This is a genomic window from Agreia sp. Leaf283 (assembly GCF_001422485.1).
Classification (GTDB): Bacteria; Actinomycetota; Actinomycetes; order Actinomycetales; family Microbacteriaceae; genus Agreia.
This window is the reverse complement of sequence record NZ_LMNF01000004.1, coordinates 381,913-397,906: the sequence shown is the minus strand read 5'-3', so window position 1 is coordinate 397,906 and position 15,994 is coordinate 381,913. Positions and strand designations below refer to the sequence as shown.

Genomic DNA, 15,994 nt, shown 5'->3' with positions numbered 1-15,994 from the left:
TTCGTTATGAAGGAGTGTGCCTTGACCACCACCATCCCCCGTTCGCCTCGCACCCTGCGCGAGGCGTGGATCGCCCTCGCCGGCCTCTCGGCCGTGTTCCTGTTCGAGATGCTCGACAACTCGATTCTCAACGTCGCCCTGCCCACGATCGGGCGCGAATTGGATGCGACGACCGCCGGCCTGCAATGGGTGACGGGCGCGTACTCGGTCGTCTTCGGCGGCCTGATGCTGCTGTTCGGCGCCGTGGCCGACCGCTTCGGGCGCCGCCGAGTGATGCTCGCGGGCCTCGTGCTCCTCGGCATCGCAAGCCTGGGCACGGCCTTCGTCACGACGACCGAGCAGCTCATCGCCGTGCGCGCGGTCATGGGAATCGCCGCCGCCATGACCACCCCGGGCTCGATGGCGCTGGCGTTCCGCCTCTTCGGCACCGACGACCTGCGCGTGCGCGCCATCACCGTGATCTCCACGGCCGGGCTCGTCGGCCTCGCCGTCGGTCCCACGGCGGGAGGCCTCGCCCTCGCCGTTGCCCCTTGGCAGGTCCTGCTGCTGATCAACGTGCCCATCGCCGCCCTCGCGTTCATCGGCATCCGTGCGGGCATCGCGGCCGACGATCCGGCCGACCGTCATCACGACCCGATCGATGTCTCGGGGGCGGTGCTCGGAACATCCACCATCGTGTTCGCGCTCGTCACCCCGACCCTGTTCGTCGACCTCGGCGCCGGGTCGTGGATGCCGTGGGCCGGTCTCGCCGCGACGGTCGCCGCGGGCGTCGGCTTCGTTCTGCGCGAGCGCACGGCGCTGGCTCCGCTGCTCGAGCTGCGCCTGCTCGCGCTGCCTCTCGTGTCGAGCGGACTGGCCTACAAGGCGGCGGCCGGGCTCGCGGTCGCCGGGCTGAGCTACCTGGTGACGCTGCAGCTGCAGTTCGCGTGGGGCTGGCCTCCGGTGGCTGCCGCCGTCGCGATGCTGCCGCAGGTCGTGGTGCTGCTCGCCAGCGGCAGGCTCGTCGGGCCGTTCGTGCAGAAGGTCGGGCTCGATCGTGCCGCCTTCGTCAGCTCGGCGGCCGTGGTCGCGGGCCTGGCGGTCTTCGGACTGTTCGGCCGCTTCGGCTACGGATGGATCCTCGTGGCCCTCGTGCTGGTCGCGGTCGGGATGCGCGTGGTCGGCGTGGTCGCGGGAACGAACGTACTCAAGGGGCTTCCCGAATCGCGCACCTCGATGGGCGCCGCCCTGGTCGACACGTCGAGCGAGCTCGCCACGGCGATCGGCATCGCGGCCACGGGCACCATCCTCTCGGCACTGTTCACGGGAAGCATCGCGTCCACCGACTGGAGCGCCGCTCAGGCGGGGCAGTTCGAGTCCGCAGTCACGATCGCGGGGCTCACGCTGACAGCGTTCGCGGGTGCCCTCGTGGCGGTCGGGCTGAAAAGGGCGTCGACAGCAGTGACCGCCGCGGACTAGAGGTACCGGCGCACCGGGGCATACTGTCCGCTGCGGGTACTGCTGGCCCACCGGCCGGGCGCGGTGGCCGCGTTGCCGACTGTTCGCCCCCGGCAACTAGTATGCCTACGTGTCTGCCATGTTGTACGTCCAGATCGCCGACGACCTGCGCCGCCGGATCACCAGCGGCGAACTGTCTCCCGGTGACGAGGTTCCGAGCGAAGGCGAGCTCGCAGAGGTCTGGCGCAGCTCGCGCGGGCCCATCCGCAACGCCCTCGCAGCGCTTCGCACTGAGGGGCTGATCGAGACGCGACGGGGCCGACCTGCGCGCGTCGCCGAGCGCAAGGCCCAGCAGGCTGCCGACGTCTCCATTCCGTTCACACGTTGGGCCGAACAGATCGGCACGCGACCCGGGGCCCAGACCCAGGAAGTGTCGTTGCGACGAGCCGACGACGACAAAGCGCTCGCCCTGGGCATCGCGAAGGGCGACCCGATCGTCGACGTCGTACGCCTTCGCCTTCTCGACGGCCGGCCGACCATGCTCGAGCGGCTCACGTTCATCGAGGAGGTCGGACGGGTGCTGTTCGATGTCGACCTCGATACCGTCTCGATCACCGAGTACCTCAACGAACGGGGCTACGGCTACCAGGACGTCGACCACGAGATCGACGCGGTCGCAGCCGACGACCTCGACAGCCGGCTGCTCGACGTCGAGGCCGGCACACCCATCCTGCGACTGCACCGTGTGACGCGTGGAGCCGACGGTCGCATCTTCGAGGCGTCGGACGACCGCTATCGCAGCGACATCATCCGCTTCACCGTCTCTGCATCGGGTCGGGCCCGCGAGGGCAGCCACTTCATTCGGTCGATCGGCAGCTAGTCCTCGCGAGCGGGCACGTCGTGGGCGATGCGGCTGCAGGGCAGCACAGGCGCCAGGCCCGGCGCTACGCCGATGCGTACCGCGCGTCCCCCGGCCGCCGCCTCGAGCCCGTCGTCGAGGTCGGCGAGCGCGACCGTGGCTCCGACGAGCTCATCGAACGGATAGGAGGCGGATCGCGTCTCGATGAAGCGTGCCGCCGCCTCGAGATGACGCGGGGCGTAGTTGTGCACGCCCCGGATGCTCACTAGACGCCGCACGATGCTCTCGGGGTCGAGAGAGACGGGCGCCGACGGCGAGACACTGCCGACGAGCACGACGACGCCTCCGATCCCCACCGAGTCGATGGCCGAGGCGACGGCGGGCGGCGACCCCGACGCATCCAGCGCGACCAGGGGCCGGTCACCCGAGCGATCGAGCGCGGCCTCAAGCGAATCCGGATGGCCCGGCTCGGCGCCGGGATCGGCGACGAGGGCCGCGCCGAACCGCGCGGCAAGGGCGCGGCGGCGCTTGGCCGGGTCTACGACGATGACGCAGGCACCCCTGTCTGCGGCCATGGCACTGACTGTCAGCCCGATCAGACCGGCCCCGAATACCAGAACCACGGCGCCGTCGAGTGGTGAGAGCGCCTCGGCCGCCTCGAGCGCGGCAGCGGCCGTCGCCGTGCCACACGAGACGGGTGCGAGCACGGTGGCGGGCAGATCTTCGGAGACAGGAACGATCGCAGTGCCGGAGCGCACCTGCACGTGCGAGGCGAAGCCTCCGCTGAGCTCCCACCCCGGCTCGAGCCGCTCGTGCCCGTACTTCTTCACGGTCTCGCACTTCTGCGGGAGACCGCGTCGGCAGAGGGCGCACTGCCCGCACCCCACGGTCAACGACCACACGACGCGCTGCCCCAGCGTCAGCTGCCGGCCCGTCGATGTGACGGCACCGTCGCCCAGGGCCACGATGCGGCCGACCTGCTCGTGGCCCAGAACGAGCGGCGCCGGAGCCGCTCGGTGCCCCAGCGTGGTGTGCACGTCGGAGCCGCAGATCGTGGCCAGCTCGACCTCGACGAGCGCGTCTCCCGGGGCGAGCAGGACCGAGGGAACGGCTATGGCCTCGTGCTTCTGCCCCGGCTGCAGCCACACCATGGCGGTGGGAGCAGGCTCGAGCTGCACGCGCACGACCGGGGAGATCGGTGCATCGCGCTGGAGTGTCATCGACCCGCCAACTGCGGAAGGGCGAGCAGGTCTCGCACGCTGTCGAGCACGAGGTCTGCGCCGGCAGCGTCGAGCTGCTCACGGCTGTGCGCTCCGGTCATGACCCCGATCACCAGGCCGGCACCGGCGTTGCGCCCCGAGCGCACATCGCTCGTGGTGTCGCCGACGACGATGACGGATGCGACGGAGCTGGCTCCCGTCGCGATCAGCGCGGCGAGCACGAGGTCGGGGGCGGGCCGTCCGCGGCCCGCGTCGGCGGGAGAGAGCACCGCGTCGACCTCCCAGCCGAGTCGGGCCAGCACCGCGTCTCGCGTCTCGGGTGAGAACCCGGTGGTCAGGGCGACACGGTAGCCATTCGATCGGAGCGCCACGATGGTCTCGGCGGCACCCGGGATCGCGTCGACGCCGACCTCGTCGATGAGTTCGGCATAGGCGGCCTCGAACGCCTCGTTCGCGGCATGGGCTGCGATCTCGTCGCCGCCCGTGAGGTGACGAAATACCTCGATCTTCGACTGGCCCATCGTGTCGCGCACGTACTGCAGCGACTCCTCGAGCGGTCGCATCCGGTCGAGTCCCACCCGTCGGGCGGCGCGCTCGAACGCCTGCTCGACGATGCCGTCGTCGATGACCGTGGTTCCGGCCATGTCGAGAACGACGAGTTCGATCGAGTCGGTGTCAGCCGTCGCGGATGCCGCGGAGAGGTGGCTGGTGATGGTCATGATGCCCTGCTTTCTGTCAGATGGATGGCGGCGGCGTCGAGATGCCCGCCCACCACGTGCTCGGCCAGGCCCAGCCCGGTGGTCATGCCGATTCCGGTGGTCACGACGGTGACAAGCACCCCCGGAGACACCTCGTCGATGAGAAACTCCTGAGGCCCGGTCGCGTAGACGCCCTGCCAGCGCTCGACGACGTCGGGCCTGCACCCGAACAGCCGCTCGAACTCCGTGAGGAACACCGTGGCTGCGCCCTCCGGCTGGAAGGGCGAGATCGTCGGGCCCTTCCAGTGGCTGTCTCCCACGATCAGCGAGCCGTCGGGCAGCTGCGTGTACATCTGATTGAGGTCGAGAGCGGCCAGATCTGGCCGCGCGTCGACGAGTCGCCTGCGCACGGCCTCCGATGCGGCCGTGCCGGTGAAGGCGCTGTACCTGATGAGCGACCATCCTGTGAGAAGCGGCCCGGCCACAGCACGCCCGAGGTCTGCGGTGACGCGCAGCATGTCGAGACCGCACCGCACGACGCCGTGCCGTTCGGCGAGGTCGGGAAACAGCTGGTCGATATCGTGATTCACGGCGACCACCACAAGACCGGCGTCGACAGACCCTCTGCTCGTCTCGACCCGCCCGCTCTCGATCCGCCCAGCGGCCGTGCGCATCCGGAATTCGACACCACGCGACGCGAGGTGATCACGGATCGCCTGCGCCGCCTCGCGCGGATTCACCTGCAGATCGAGGGGAAGCCTCGCTCCGCCGACCGTCGATCCGGCGGGCAGGGCGGCGAGCGACTCGATCTCGTGCGCATCAAGGATCTCGACCTCGACGAGGTCGGCGGATGTGCGGGGCTCCCGCTGCTCGGCCAGTTCGCGCAGCAGCTGCAACTCGTCGTCGTGGCGGGCCGCGACGAGGGTTCCGGCACCGTCTATCCAGAACCCGGCCTCACGCGCAAGCCGCAGCCACAGCTCTCGAGCGGTGAGCGCGTAGTCGCGGGCGATCCCCGACTGCGGGGTGAAGCAGAGGTGGCCGAAATTGCGGATGCTGGCCCCGGAGATTTCGGACGCCCTGTCGATCACCAGCACCGAGCATCCACGGTCGGCGGCGGCGAGTGCCGCGCCGAGACCCACGATGCCCGACCCCACGACGACCACGTCAAAACGCTCGGCGCTCATCGGAACACCCGGCGCATCCACATGGCGAGACCCTCGACGATCAAGACCGTCACCAGGATCATGAGCACGATGGCGGTGACCGTTCCGTAGTTCGAGCCCTGGCTGGCGTTCAGCAGGTAGTAGCCCACGCCACCGGCTCCGACGATGCCGAGCAGGGTGGCGCAGCGGATGTTCGTGTCGAGCATGTAGAAGGTGTTGCCGATCAGGGCACGTGTGCCCTGCGGAAGAGTGGCGCCCGCATAGACCTGGAGCCGGGAGGCGCCGGTCGCGGTCAGCGCCCTCTCCGGCCCCGCCTTCACCTCCTCGAACGAGTCGGCGAGCAGCTTGCCCAGGAGTCCGACACCGCCGATGGCGAGGGCGATGGTGCCGGCCTGGGTACCGAGGCCCGAGATGACGATCAGCATGATGGCGAGGATGATCTCGGGAATGCCTCGCACGACGACGAGCAGAAAGCGCGTTCCGGCGCGCACCCCGGGGCTCGGCGCGACGTTGCGGGCGGCGAGCGATCCGACGACGATCGAGACGATCAGAGTGAGCAGCGTCGCAGCGAGCGCGATCGCGATGGTCTCACCCATGGCTCCGAGCATCGTTTCGACGTCATAGCTGCCGAACGACGGCGGCCAGAACTGCACAGCGATCGCGGGGATCTTGGCCCAGACGGTCGCGAGGTCGCCCCATGCGATGTCGCAGATCAGGATGCTTCCGATCACGACGGCGACGGCCAGCCAGCCCCACACGGCGGTGCGTATGCGACCCCTGCTCCACGGACGTCGGAGCGCGGCCTCGAGGGCCGCAGCGGGAGTGGCCGTGGGTGCGGGGCGCCCCGCGCCCGTCTGTGCGCCTGCACGGACGGGCCGGCCACGACGGATGCCGCGCAGCATCCGGTCGCCCAGCCCGCGCCCGGTGGGGGCGATGCCCAGCATGGCGGCCCGCACGGCGCTCGAGACGAGTTCCATGATCACGCAGAGAATGAAGATGACGACGGCGTAGCCGAGGCCGAGCCCGTAGTCGAGCGACTTGAAGGCGAACGACATCTGCATGCCGAGCCCGACGACGCCCACGTACCCGAGAATCACGGAGCCGCGCAGGTTGATGTCGTTGCGGTGCAGCACGGTCGCGATCCACGAGGGAAGCACCTGGGGCAGGACGCCGGCCGTGAACTCCTGCATCCTGCTGCCGCCGGCGGCGCGCACGGCCAGGCGGGGTCCCTCGTCGATCTGTTCGATCGCGTCGGCGAACAGCTTCGAGATCATGCCGATCGAATGGATGCCGATGGCGAGGATACCGGGCAGGGTTCCGAGAGAGAAGATCAGTACGAAGACCATGGCGAAGACGACGTCGGGGATGGCACGGGTGAGCACGCCGACGAAGCGAGCGGCGGCACGCCACGCGTTGCCCGGTGTGGTGTTCGATGCGGCCAGGTACGCGACAGGAACCGAGATGACGGCGGCGAGGAGCGTGCCGCAGATCACCAGACCGAGGGTGAGACCGGTGAGATAGAGCAGCTCGCCGGGTTCGGGGAACGAGATCGCGCCGACTCGGCCGAAGAAGCGTTCGGCGTTCGACCAGCTCTGCGCCATCTTGGCCGGGTTGATGCCGATGCCCGCGAGGGCGAAGACTGAGGCGACGAGGAGGGCGACGATGGTGAGGGCGGCCGCGATGCGCTCGGGCGAGATCCGGCGCCTCGGCGCTCGTGCGGCGAGGGCTTCCTGTTCCGCCTTCTCCGCCTCGGTGTCAGAGCCTGCGGTGGTCGGTGCACCGGGTCTGGCGGGGGTTCGGGTGACTGTGCTCATCGCACAGAGTCCGTGGCAGCGTCGGTGAGAAGCTCGACCTCGATGGCCGCCAGCTGCCTTGTGCTGGTGGCGACCCGGCCGTAGATCTCCATCACCTGACTCTTGGTGAGTCCCTGGGTCTCGGTGTCGAGCACGACCTCACCGTGCCTGAGACCGACGATGCGGTCGGCCCAGGAGAGCGCGAGATCGACCTGATGCAGGCTGCACAGCACCGTCAATCCACGGTCGAGCGCGATCTCGCGGATGAGCGCCATGACCTGGTCGCTCGACTCGGGGTCGAGAGATGCCACGGGCTCGTCGGCGAGCAGGATCTCGGGGTTCTGCATGAGGGCCCGCGCAATGGCGACGCGCTGCTGCTGTCCACCCGACAGGGTGTCCGCTCGCTGGTAGGCGCGATCGAGCAGCCCGACCCGGTCGAGGTGGCCGAGCGCCGCCAGCTTTGCCGATCGGCCGTACGACCACAGGCCGAGGCGGGGGCCACGTGCGGTCGCCAGCGACCCGGTGAGAACGTTCTCGAGCACGCTCAACGACGGAACGAGTTCGAACTGCTGGAAGATGAATCCGACCTTGCTGCGAAGCGATCGCAGTCGCCGGCCGTCGAGCTCGGGCACGTTCTGCCCCAGCACCTCGACGGCCCCTTCGGTCGGCAGCTCGAGACCGTCGACGTGTCGCAGCAGGGTGGATTTGCCCGACCCGGAGAGGCCCAGCAGAACAACGATCTCTCCGCGCCTCACCGTGAGGGAGGCGCCGTCGAGGGCCGTCGTCGCGCCGAAGCGCTTCGTCACGCGAGTCAGCTGCACCACTGCCTCGGCGGGTTTCTCGTGGTTCGTCATGGGATTCTCCGGGTCGGGTCGTCAGTCACATCGATGGGTGTCTACGTGCGGCTCGCTCAGCCCTGGCATTGGGTCGCGTTGGTCTTCTCGCAGATGTCGCGGATGGTGTCGTAGTAGGCATCGTCGACCGGCTTGGTCGCGTAGAACACGCTGCGGAACCCGTCGGTGTCTGCGCTGTCGATTCCGTCGGCGATGATCTCGTCGATGGTGACCTCGCTGAGGATGTCGGTGAGCTGGGTCTTGACGTCGTCCGGCAGCGTCGTCGACATCACGATCGGGGCGCCGGGAACCATCGTCTCGTCGATGACCTTCACCTTGTCGGACTTTGCGACCTCGCTGTCTTCGGCGAATCCGGCCTCGCACTCGACGCCCTCGCCCACCTTGGTGACGCTCACGTCGTGCTTGCCGGCGAACACCGGGGTGACGCCGGTCTCGGGGTCGACGCCAGCCTCGAGCAGGTTGTAGCTCGGGAACAGGTAGCCCGACGTCGACGACGGGTCGACGAAGCAGACCTTCTTGCCGGCGAATCCGGCGAGGTCGGTGATGTCGCTGCCCGTCGGCACGATCGCCTGCGAGTAGTAGCCGGGCTCCTGGCCCTCCTTGGTGATGATCGACGAGATCGGCGTGAGCTGAGCCCCGTTGTTCGACGCGGTCACGTAAGTGAAGCCCGAGAACGACGCGACGTCGATCTGGCCGGCGATGGCAGCCTCGATGAGCGCGGCGTAGTCGGTCGACTCGTGGTACTCGACCGTCTTGCCGGTCTCCTTCGCGATGTAGTCCATCAGCGGCTGGTAGTTGGTCTCGGTGTCGACCGAGTCGGGCACGACGCCGAACACGAGGGTGTTCTCGTCGACAGCGTAGGTTCCTGAGCCCGACGCGGCAGCCTCGGTCGAGGAGGTGGACGAAGCTGCGGGCGATGCACAGCCCGCGAGTGCGGCTGTGAGCAGAACGACGCCGGCAAGGGCGGTCGCAAGCGGTGAACGACGAATTTTCATGACGGCCTTTCGGTGAGAACGGGACGTCAGAATGCTGTCACGCCATCCACCACAAATATACCTAACTTGGCTCAGTTCAGCTTAAGTTCACTTGTTGTATGCCTATCTTGTTCGGATCGCAGAGGTTACGAGGCGAGGAGCACGACTCCGGCGACCACGACGAGCGACGCGGCGATCCGCCATCCCGCTCTCCCCTCTCGCAGCACCACGACGCCGAAGAGACTCACCAGAATGACGCTGATCTCCCGCATCGGCGCTACCAGGGCGACCGGAGCCATCGTGATCGCCACCAGCACGAGGATGTACGACAGCGGCGAGAGCACCCCGAATGCGAGAAGCCGCGGCCAGTGCTGCCGGATCACGGTCGCGAGCTCATGTCGCCGTCCACCGAGTGCGGCCGTATACATCGGAATCTCGACGAGAGTGCAGCCGACCATGAAGGCTACGGGCGAGAGCTCCCACTCCCGCACTGCATGCGCGTCCCAGATCGTGTAGACGGCGATCGCCACCCCCGTGAGCAGACCGAACAGGATGCCGGCGTCGATCCGTCGGCGATCGCCCGGCATTCTCGTAGCGCCGGGGTCGCGGTCGGCCAGGCCGACGGTGACCACACCCACGAGGATGGCCACGACACCCAGCAGCGCAACGATCGAGGGGCGCTCCCCCAGGAGCAGGACCGCGACGATGACGCTGATGGTGGGGCCCGTGCCGCGAGCCGTCGTATACACGGTGGAGAGGCGCCCCACAGCGTACCCCCGCTGCAGCACCAGCATGTATGCCACGTGCACGAGCCCCGAGACCCCGATGCCCAGCAGGAAGGCTCCGACGTCCGAGGTTCCGAGCCCGCCGGTGAGCGGAATGACCCCGGCCCACAGAACCGTGCTGAACACCGCCGCCCACCAGAGGAACGGCAGCCCGATGCGGCTCACGCCATGCGCGAGGATGTTCCAGGTGGCGTGGCAGACAGCGGCGGCGAGAACGAGGAGGACAGCGAACGATGACACGACGGACCCTTCTGCATGCCGCGGGCGCGACGAAGCAGGGTCCTCCGGGCTTTTGTCCTGTCAGATGACGGCCGCCGACTGGGCGGTGACCGTGGCGCCGCTCGGACCAGGCGAGCACTTCTGCTCCGGAACCCTAGGCGCTATCGGGCACGACCATAACAGACGCCGGTGACGCGTCGGTGACTCGCCGCCGTCATCACTGGCCGCTCACGGCATCAGCGACAGTCCTCCCACGACCTTGTCGATGCGATTCTTCGGGCCGACCAGGCTCACGGCGAGGTACTCCATCTCCTCCGCATCCGCCGATCCCATGGTCTCGATGTACTCGTCGTAGACCCGAATGGCCTGGGCGACCGCCGGCATATCGGCGACGAACGTGGCCTCGTGCGCGACGCCCTTCGCCCTGATGGCCTTCAGTGCGTCTGCGGATGCGGAGAGGATCGTGCATCCCGCCCACGGCAGACCGGCGTGCGTCTCGCCGGCGGCGTCGGTCACATCCGGTCCGAGGATGCCGGAGACGGCCCGGGTCGTGGCGCTCGCCACGCAGACGGCCGCGTTCACGGCCCGGCCCGCGGGAATCGAGTCGTTCACCACGATGACCCACTTCAGGCGAGCCGCCCGGGTGGGAGTCGAGAGGTCGATCTCGTCGGCAGCGAAGCCGATCGCGGGCGGGGTGGTGTTCATCGAGTGGTTCCGTTCGTCGGATGATCAGTAATACCGACACAGGCTACGATTTTCGGCGAGCGGCCCACCCGAAGTCCGTACTTAATCCGGCTGACGGGCCAGAATGGGCGTCATGGACGAGATAGACACCGCGATTCTGCGGCAGCTGCAGGCAGATGCACGGATGACGAATCGCGACCTCGCCGTCGCCGTCGGGGTCTCGGCCACGACCGCGCTCGAACGCACGCGCAGCCTTCGCGCCCGGGGAGTCATCACGGGCGCGAGCCTCGACATCGACCTCGCCTCGATCGGCCGCGGCGTACAGGCCCTCGTCGCCGTGCGCATCCGGCCGCCCTCGCGCGAGGTCATCGAGGCGTTCCGCGACTGGGTGAGCGCGCTGCCCGAGACCCTCGGCGTGTTCGTCACGACGGGCAACGAGGACTTCATCATCCACGTCGGCGTTCGCCACAACGACGACCTCTATGCCTTCGTGATCGACCGGCTCACGCAACGCCGCGAGGTCGCCGACGTGCGCACATCCGTCGTCTACGAGCACATCCGCACCCACGACGTGGTGCCCACCGCGCCGCCGGCCCCGAAGCGCCGCCGCTAGCCCAAACGACGTCCGCGCCCCGCAGGCGCATGCGCTGCCGGTCGAGCGGCGGCGGATGCGCCGAGCGGGCGCGGACACGGGCTCAGGATGCGCGTGCGGGCTCCGGGGCGGCCGGCGCCCCGGAGGGGACGTCGTCGACTGGGCCTCGCGCCGCCCCGCGCTTCGCGGCGGCGGCCGCCGGGACGATCACCGCGAGCGCCAGCACAGTGAGCCCCGCTCCTGCCCAGATCGGCGAGGTGTAGCCGAGGCCCGCGGCGATCGTGACCCCGCCGAGCCAGGCGCCGAGTGCGTTGCCCAGGTTGAAGGCGCCGATGTTCGCCCCCGAGACGAGGGTGGCGGCGCCGGAGCCTGCCGAGCGCATCACGCGCATCTGCAGCCCGGGAACGGTGGCGAACCCGAAGCCGCCCATGAAGAAGAGGGCGATGATCGTGCCGAGCTGGCTCTGAGCCGTCAGGGCGAAGGCGACCAGCACGATCGCGAGGGCCGCGAGCGCGACGATGAGCGTCGCATCCAGAGCCTTGTCTGCGGCCTTGCCTCCCACGAAATTGCCGAGGAACAGGCCGACGCCGAACAGCATGAGCAACCACGGAACCGCCGACGAGGCGAAGCCCGAGACATCGGTGAACACGTAGGCGATGTAGGTGAAGGCGCCGAACATTCCGCCGTAGCCGAGCACGGTGACCGCGATCGACAGCCACACCTGGGGTGCGCGGAAGGCGCTCAGCTCGGCGCGCAGGCTCGGAGTTCCTTCGGCGGCGCCGGCGGAGCGCGGCACGAGGGTGAGGATTCCGGCGAGGGCAATGACGCCGATGATGGTGATGGCCCAGAACGTGGAGCGCCATCCGAATGCCTGGCCGAGGAACGTGCCGAACGGAACGCCGAGCACGTTCGCCGCGGTGAGCCCGGTGAACATGATGGCGATCGCGCTGGCCTTCTTGTTCGCGGCGACGAGGCCGGCGGCGACGACGGAGCCGATGCCGAAGAAGGCCCCGTGGCAGAGGGCCGCCACGACCCGGCCGGCGAGCATCAGCTCGTAGCTGGGCGCGAGGGCCGAGATGAGGTTGCCCGCGATGAAGAGCACGAGCAGGCCCATGAGCACGTTCTTGCGCGGCAGCCGGGTGACGAGCGCGGGAACCGTGAGAGCCCCGACGACCACGCTGAGGGCGTAGCCGGTGATGAGCCAGCCGGCCGCGGCCTCGGTCACGCCGAAGTCGGCGGCCACGTCGGGCAGGAGGCCCATGATGACGAACTCCGTGAGTCCGATCCCGAAGCCTCCGATGGCGAGGGCGAGTAGTCCGAGGGGCATGCGTGTCTCCGTGTGGGATTCGATGGATGCTTGGCGTGCTCGGGTAGAGCGCGTACGCTAGTAGTTGCAGGCGCGGGATAAATCATTGCACACGCAGTTATACCGCGCAAGCAACTACTTTGCTCGACGCCGTCTTCGGCGACCGCGCAGGCGACATGTTCGACACACGGAGGAACCATGGGCATCGCAGACGACGCAGTCGAGATCCGCTCGCAGGGCTGGCGCACGCTGGCCGCGCTGCACGGGCTCATCGAGACCGAGCTCGAGCGCGCGCTCACCTCGAGCGTCGCCCTGTCGGTCGTCGAATACACGGTTCTGGATGCACTCAGCCGCCAGCACGGCTGGCACATGCGCATGCAGCAGCTCGGCCGCGCCACGGCCCTCAGCGCCAGCGCCACGACCCGCCTTGTGAACCGGCTCGAAGAGCGCGGACTGCTCACGCGCGTGCTGTGCGCCGACGATCGGCGCGGCATCTACACCGAGCTCACCGCGTCGGGGCAGAAGCTGCTCACCGAGGCGCGCCCTGTGCACGACGAGACTCTCGAGCGCGCCCTGGCTGCCGCCCGGGACATGCCCGAGCTCGCTCCGCTGGTCGACGCCCTCCCGACGCTCGCTCGCGCCTAGCTGCGCGCATCCGCGCCCTTGCGGCGCACCCGCGCCCGGTCGACCGGCAGCGGATGCGCCGAGCGGGCGCGGTTAGTCTGTAGCGTGCCCTCCCCTCATGTGCGCTGGCGCCAGCGCAGTCGACTCGTTCGCGCCGTGCGGCTGCTGCGCACCCGTAGGCCGCAGACCTTCACCGAGAAGGTGCGCTACAAGATGCTGCGCGACCACCGGATGCTGCTGGTCACGTTCGCCGACAAGGCCGCGGTTCGCGAGTACGTGGCGTCACGCGTCGGCGAGGAGTATCTGCCCGAGGCGTACGCCATCCTGCGCGATCCCGAAGGATTGCGTGAGCTCGAGCTGCCCGAGGCCTATGTCGTGAAGCCGACCCACGGCAGTGGCGCGGCGATCGTGGTGTCGCCGCAGGCATCCGAAGACCAGACCCTGCCGCCGGCCGTCTGGGGCTGGGTGTACCGGCACGTGCGGCCATCCGCCGTGTCGGTCGACGCGCTGATCGACATCGCGCGGGTCTGGATGACCAAGCTCTACGGGCAAGGGCCGAACCGCGAGTGGGCTTACGGCGAGGTCGAACCTGCGGTGATCGTGGAGGAGATGCTCGTCGCTCCGGGAGGCATCCCCGACGACTACAAGTTCTTCGTGTTCCACGGGCGGTGCCGGTACGTCCAGGTGGATGCCGGTCGCTTCGGCGGCCGTACCCAGGACTTCTACGGCGCCGACTGGAAGCACCTGCCAATGAGCGGCGGCCCGGCGTGGATCTCGCCGGAGCGCGAGCGGCCCGAGCGTCTCGACGAGATGATCTCGATCGCAGAGAGGCTCGGCGCCGAGACGGATTTCGTGCGCGTCGACCTGTACGCGCTGCCCGACCGCATCGTGTTCGGCGAGCTCACGAGCTACCCGGCCGGAGGCGACAGCCCCTTCGAGCCGCAGTCCTTCGACGCCGAGTTCGGCAGCCACTGGACGGTGCCGCGCCGCTACCGCTGAGCGCGGCGCGCGGCATCCGCACCCCGTGGGTGCATCCGCCGCCGGTCGGCGGGCAGCGGATGCGCCGAGCGGGCGCGGATCACCGGCCCGGCAGCGCGGCCAGCGACTGGGAGCGGGCCGCCAGGAGCTCGGCATAGGTGCCGTCGCGTTCGGCCCATCGCAGGCGCTGCGCCGCCTGCACCACGATCTCGTTCGGCGTCGGCGTCTGGGTCAGCAGGCCGACGACCTCGTCGAGGAAGCCATCGAGCGGCAGCGCGGCCGGGTTGACCTTCTCTTGGCCGGCGGTGGCAACGGCCGGCGGGATGAGCTCGGTCACCGTGACACCGGTGCCCGACAGCTGCGCACGAAGCGCCTCGGTGTACGCATGCACGCCGGCTTTGGATGCCCCATAAGTGGGCATCAGCGGGAACGGGAGGAATCCGATTCCGGACGTCACCGTGATGATGTCGCCTGCGCCGCGGGTCACGAGGTACGGGGTGAATGCGTCGATCACCCGGATCGTTCCGAGCAGGTTGACCGCGATCGTGGTCTCGGCAACGCCGACGTGGGCCGGGTCGCGCAGATCCTCCTGCAGAAGCACCCCCGACATGGTGACCACGACGTCAAGGTCGGGGTGAGCGGCGAGCACGTGGTCGCGGGCCGTGAGAACAGAGGCGGCGTCGGTGACGTCGATGCGAACCGACTCGAGGTCGTCGACCCTGCTCGTGTCGCGTCCGCCCACGATCACCGTGCTGCCCGCGGCGGCGAACCGGCGGGCGAGACCGAGCCCGATACCGGAGGTGCCGCCCACGATAAGGACCGTTCGATTGCTGATATCCATGAGATGTCTCCTTCTGGCGAGCTCGCAGCGAGCCCGGCTACAGCTCGATGTTCGTCGCGATCTCCACGGCCAGGCAGTCCTCCGCTGATCCGGGGAGTGGCAGGACCCCCTCTCGTCGCTTCGGCGCTCGGTATCGTGACACCCATGGATGGTGACGACCGCTCGAACCGGCTTGGCGAGTACCTGCGCGCCCGGCGCGGGCTGGTCACCCCCGAGCAGCTCGGCTTGCCTGCTGGCTCCCATCGAAGAGTTCCGGGCCTCCGCCGCGAGGAGGTAGCCCTGCTGGCGGGCATCAGCGCCGACTACTACCTGCGACTCGAACGCGGGCGCGACAGCCATCCGTCGCTGCAGGTACTCGAGTCACTGGCACGGGTCCTTCAGCTCGACGAGGTCGAGTCCGCGTATCTCATGGGGCTCGGAGCGGAGCGCCCGCGCGTCCGTCGGCAGCGCCGCGTCGAGCGGGTGCCCGGGCGCGTGCACCACCTGCTCGCGGCGCTTGACGTTCCCGCGTTCATCGAGGGTCGATACTTCGACGTGCTGGCATCGAACGCACTCGCAGTCGCCTTGTCGCCGCGCCTCGTTCCCGGCCAGAACCGCCTGCGCTCGCTGCTCCTCGATCCAGAGGAGCGGGAGTTCCACCACGATTGGGAGACATCCGTGGCGTCGTTCGTGGCCCTCGTGCGACAGACCCTCGGCGACGATGTCACCGACCCACGCGCAGTCGAACTCATCGGCGAGCTCAGCCTGGCCAGTGATCGGTTCCGCACCCTCTGGGCCCGGCAGGACGTGCGCCCGCTCGAGGGCGGCAGCACGACCGTGAACCATCCGACGGTCGGCACGATGCGCCTGCACCGCGAGAAGCTGCCTCTCGGCGATCTGATTCTGGTGCTCTACTATCCCGACGAGAACAGCGACGCAGCCGACAAGCTGCGCTTCATGGGTCTCACCGCGTCACGGGGCTGAGCGG

16 protein-coding genes are annotated in these 15,994 nt (G+C 69.0%); 6 read left to right on the top strand and 10 right to left on the bottom strand.

Annotated elements, in window-relative coordinates; all coding sequences use genetic code 11:
* Positions 1-21 precede the first annotated feature (21 nt).
* On the top strand, positions 22-1,458 hold the full coding sequence (locus ASF51_RS18110; RefSeq protein WP_255354456.1) for an MFS transporter: 1,437 nt from the start codon (positions 22-24) through the stop codon (positions 1,456-1,458).
* Between the two features lie 118 nt (positions 1,459-1,576).
* Entirely contained in the window at positions 1,577-2,317 is a 741-nt protein-coding gene (locus ASF51_RS18105; protein ID WP_235497322.1) for a GntR family transcriptional regulator, read from the top strand.
* Here the strand turns inward: ASF51_RS18105 and ASF51_RS18100 are convergent.
* The 8 genes from ASF51_RS18100 to ASF51_RS18065 form a co-directional block, all read right to left on the bottom strand.
* Entirely contained in the window at positions 2,314-3,516 is a 1,203-nt protein-coding gene (locus ASF51_RS18100; RefSeq protein ID WP_055933319.1) for an alcohol dehydrogenase catalytic domain-containing protein, read from the bottom strand. The two genes, ASF51_RS18105 and ASF51_RS18100, sit on opposite strands and share 4 nt — an antisense overlap.
* Entirely contained in the window at positions 3,513-4,235 is a 723-nt protein-coding gene (locus ASF51_RS18095) for a phosphonatase-like hydrolase (RefSeq protein ID WP_055933316.1), read from the bottom strand. The genes ASF51_RS18100 and ASF51_RS18095 overlap by 4 nt, the downstream gene beginning before the upstream one ends.
* The gene (locus ASF51_RS18090) at positions 4,232-5,398 is read right to left on the bottom strand and encodes a TIGR03364 family FAD-dependent oxidoreductase (RefSeq protein WP_055933641.1); all 1,167 of its coding nucleotides are present in this window, start codon (positions 5,396-5,398) and stop codon (positions 4,232-4,234) included. Before ASF51_RS18090 ends, ASF51_RS18095 begins: the two co-directional genes overlap by 4 nt.
* On the bottom strand, positions 5,395-7,191 hold the full coding sequence (locus ASF51_RS18085; protein WP_082480579.1) for an ABC transporter permease: 1,797 nt from the start codon (positions 7,189-7,191) through the stop codon (positions 5,395-5,397). Before ASF51_RS18085 ends, ASF51_RS18090 begins: the two co-directional genes overlap by 4 nt.
* Complete coding sequence (gene phnC, locus ASF51_RS18080) at positions 7,188-8,024, bottom strand: phosphonate ABC transporter ATP-binding protein (protein ID WP_055933313.1); 837 nt, start codon at positions 8,022-8,024, stop codon at positions 7,188-7,190. Before phnC ends, ASF51_RS18085 begins: the two co-directional genes overlap by 4 nt.
* A 56-nt stretch (positions 8,025-8,080) precedes the next feature.
* Entirely contained in the window at positions 8,081-9,019 is a 939-nt protein-coding gene (locus ASF51_RS18075; RefSeq protein ID WP_055933310.1) for a phosphate/phosphite/phosphonate ABC transporter substrate-binding protein, read from the bottom strand.
* A 125-nt stretch (positions 9,020-9,144) separates the two neighbouring features.
* Entirely contained in the window at positions 9,145-10,023 is an 879-nt protein-coding gene (locus ASF51_RS18070; protein ID WP_055933307.1) for an EamA family transporter, read from the bottom strand.
* A gap of 207 nt (positions 10,024-10,230) precedes the next feature.
* A complete protein-coding gene (locus ASF51_RS18065; protein ID WP_055933303.1) occupies positions 10,231-10,707 on the bottom strand; it encodes a DUF2000 domain-containing protein in 477 nt (158 codons plus the stop codon).
* Between the two features lie 112 nt (positions 10,708-10,819).
* Here ASF51_RS18065 and ASF51_RS18060 point away from each other — a divergent pair, with 112 nt between their 5' ends.
* Positions 10,820-11,299 carry an Lrp/AsnC family transcriptional regulator gene (locus tag ASF51_RS18060; RefSeq protein WP_055933635.1) on the top strand — a complete coding sequence of 160 codons (480 nt, stop codon included), beginning with the start codon at positions 10,820-10,822 and terminating at the stop codon, positions 11,297-11,299.
* A gap of 82 nt (positions 11,300-11,381) precedes the next feature.
* Here ASF51_RS18060 and ASF51_RS18055 read toward each other — a convergent pair whose 3' ends face one another.
* Positions 11,382-12,605, bottom strand: coding sequence for an MFS transporter (locus ASF51_RS18055; protein ID WP_055933300.1), 1,224 nt, complete (start codon positions 12,603-12,605; stop codon positions 11,382-11,384).
* 177 nt (positions 12,606-12,782) lie between these two features.
* Here ASF51_RS18055 and ASF51_RS18050 point away from each other — a divergent pair, with 177 nt between their 5' ends.
* Together ASF51_RS18050 and ASF51_RS18045 are read left to right on the top strand one after the other, a co-directional pair.
* Positions 12,783-13,229: a MarR family winged helix-turn-helix transcriptional regulator gene (locus ASF51_RS18050; protein ID WP_055933297.1), complete on the top strand. Its 447-nt coding sequence runs from the start codon at positions 12,783-12,785 to the stop codon at positions 13,227-13,229.
* A gap of 84 nt (positions 13,230-13,313) precedes the next feature.
* Positions 13,314-14,207, top strand: a complete 894-nt coding sequence (locus tag ASF51_RS18045) for an ATP-grasp fold amidoligase family protein (protein WP_082480577.1) — start codon at positions 13,314-13,316, stop codon at positions 14,205-14,207.
* Between the two features lie 79 nt (positions 14,208-14,286).
* Here the strand turns inward: ASF51_RS18045 and ASF51_RS18040 are convergent, their stop codons facing one another.
* On the bottom strand, positions 14,287-15,027 hold the full coding sequence (locus ASF51_RS18040) for an SDR family oxidoreductase (protein ID WP_055933295.1): 741 nt from the start codon (positions 15,025-15,027) through the stop codon (positions 14,287-14,289).
* Positions 15,028-15,171: 144 nt separating this feature from the next.
* On the opposite strand from ASF51_RS18040, the gene ASF51_RS18035 reads away from it, so the two are divergent.
* Positions 15,172-15,990, top strand: a complete 819-nt coding sequence (locus ASF51_RS18035; RefSeq protein ID WP_055933292.1) for a helix-turn-helix transcriptional regulator — start codon at positions 15,172-15,174, stop codon at positions 15,988-15,990.
* Positions 15,991-15,994: the final 4 nt, after the last annotated feature.

Bases quoted from the DNA above. Each gene is read 5' to 3' on its own strand.
- ASF51_RS18075 (WP_055933310.1), bottom strand. From the start codon at position 9,019: ATGAAAATTCGTCGTTCACCGCTTGCGACCGCCCTTGCCGGCGTCGTT.
- phnC (WP_055933313.1), bottom strand. From the start codon at position 8,024: ATGACGAACCACGAGAAACCCGCCGAGGCAGTGGTGCAGCTGACTCGC.
- ASF51_RS18100 (WP_055933319.1), bottom strand. From the start codon at position 3,516: ATGACACTCCAGCGCGATGCACCGATCTCCCCGGTCGTGCGCGTGCAG.
- ASF51_RS18060 (WP_055933635.1), top strand. From the start codon at position 10,820: ATGGACGAGATAGACACCGCGATTCTGCGGCAGCTGCAGGCAGATGCA.
- ASF51_RS18035 (WP_055933292.1), top strand. From the start codon at position 15,172: ATGGATGGTGACGACCGCTCGAACCGGCTTGGCGAGTACCTGCGCGCC.
- ASF51_RS18095 (WP_055933316.1), bottom strand. From the start codon at position 4,235: ATGACCATCACCAGCCACCTCTCCGCGGCATCCGCGACGGCTGACACC.
- ASF51_RS18065 (WP_055933303.1), bottom strand. From the start codon at position 10,707: ATGAACACCACCCCGCCCGCGATCGGCTTCGCTGCCGACGAGATCGAC.
- ASF51_RS18050 (WP_055933297.1), top strand. From the start codon at position 12,783: ATGGGCATCGCAGACGACGCAGTCGAGATCCGCTCGCAGGGCTGGCGC.
- ASF51_RS18040 (WP_055933295.1), bottom strand. From the start codon at position 15,027: ATGGATATCAGCAATCGAACGGTCCTTATCGTGGGCGGCACCTCCGGT.
- ASF51_RS18085 (WP_082480579.1), bottom strand. From the start codon at position 7,191: ATGAGCACAGTCACCCGAACCCCCGCCAGACCCGGTGCACCGACCACC.
- ASF51_RS18090 (WP_055933641.1), bottom strand. From the start codon at position 5,398: ATGAGCGCCGAGCGTTTTGACGTGGTCGTCGTGGGGTCGGGCATCGTG.
- ASF51_RS18105 (WP_235497322.1), top strand. From the start codon at position 1,577: ATGTTGTACGTCCAGATCGCCGACGACCTGCGCCGCCGGATCACCAGC.
- ASF51_RS18055 (WP_055933300.1), bottom strand. From the start codon at position 12,605: ATGCCCCTCGGACTACTCGCCCTCGCCATCGGAGGCTTCGGGATCGGA.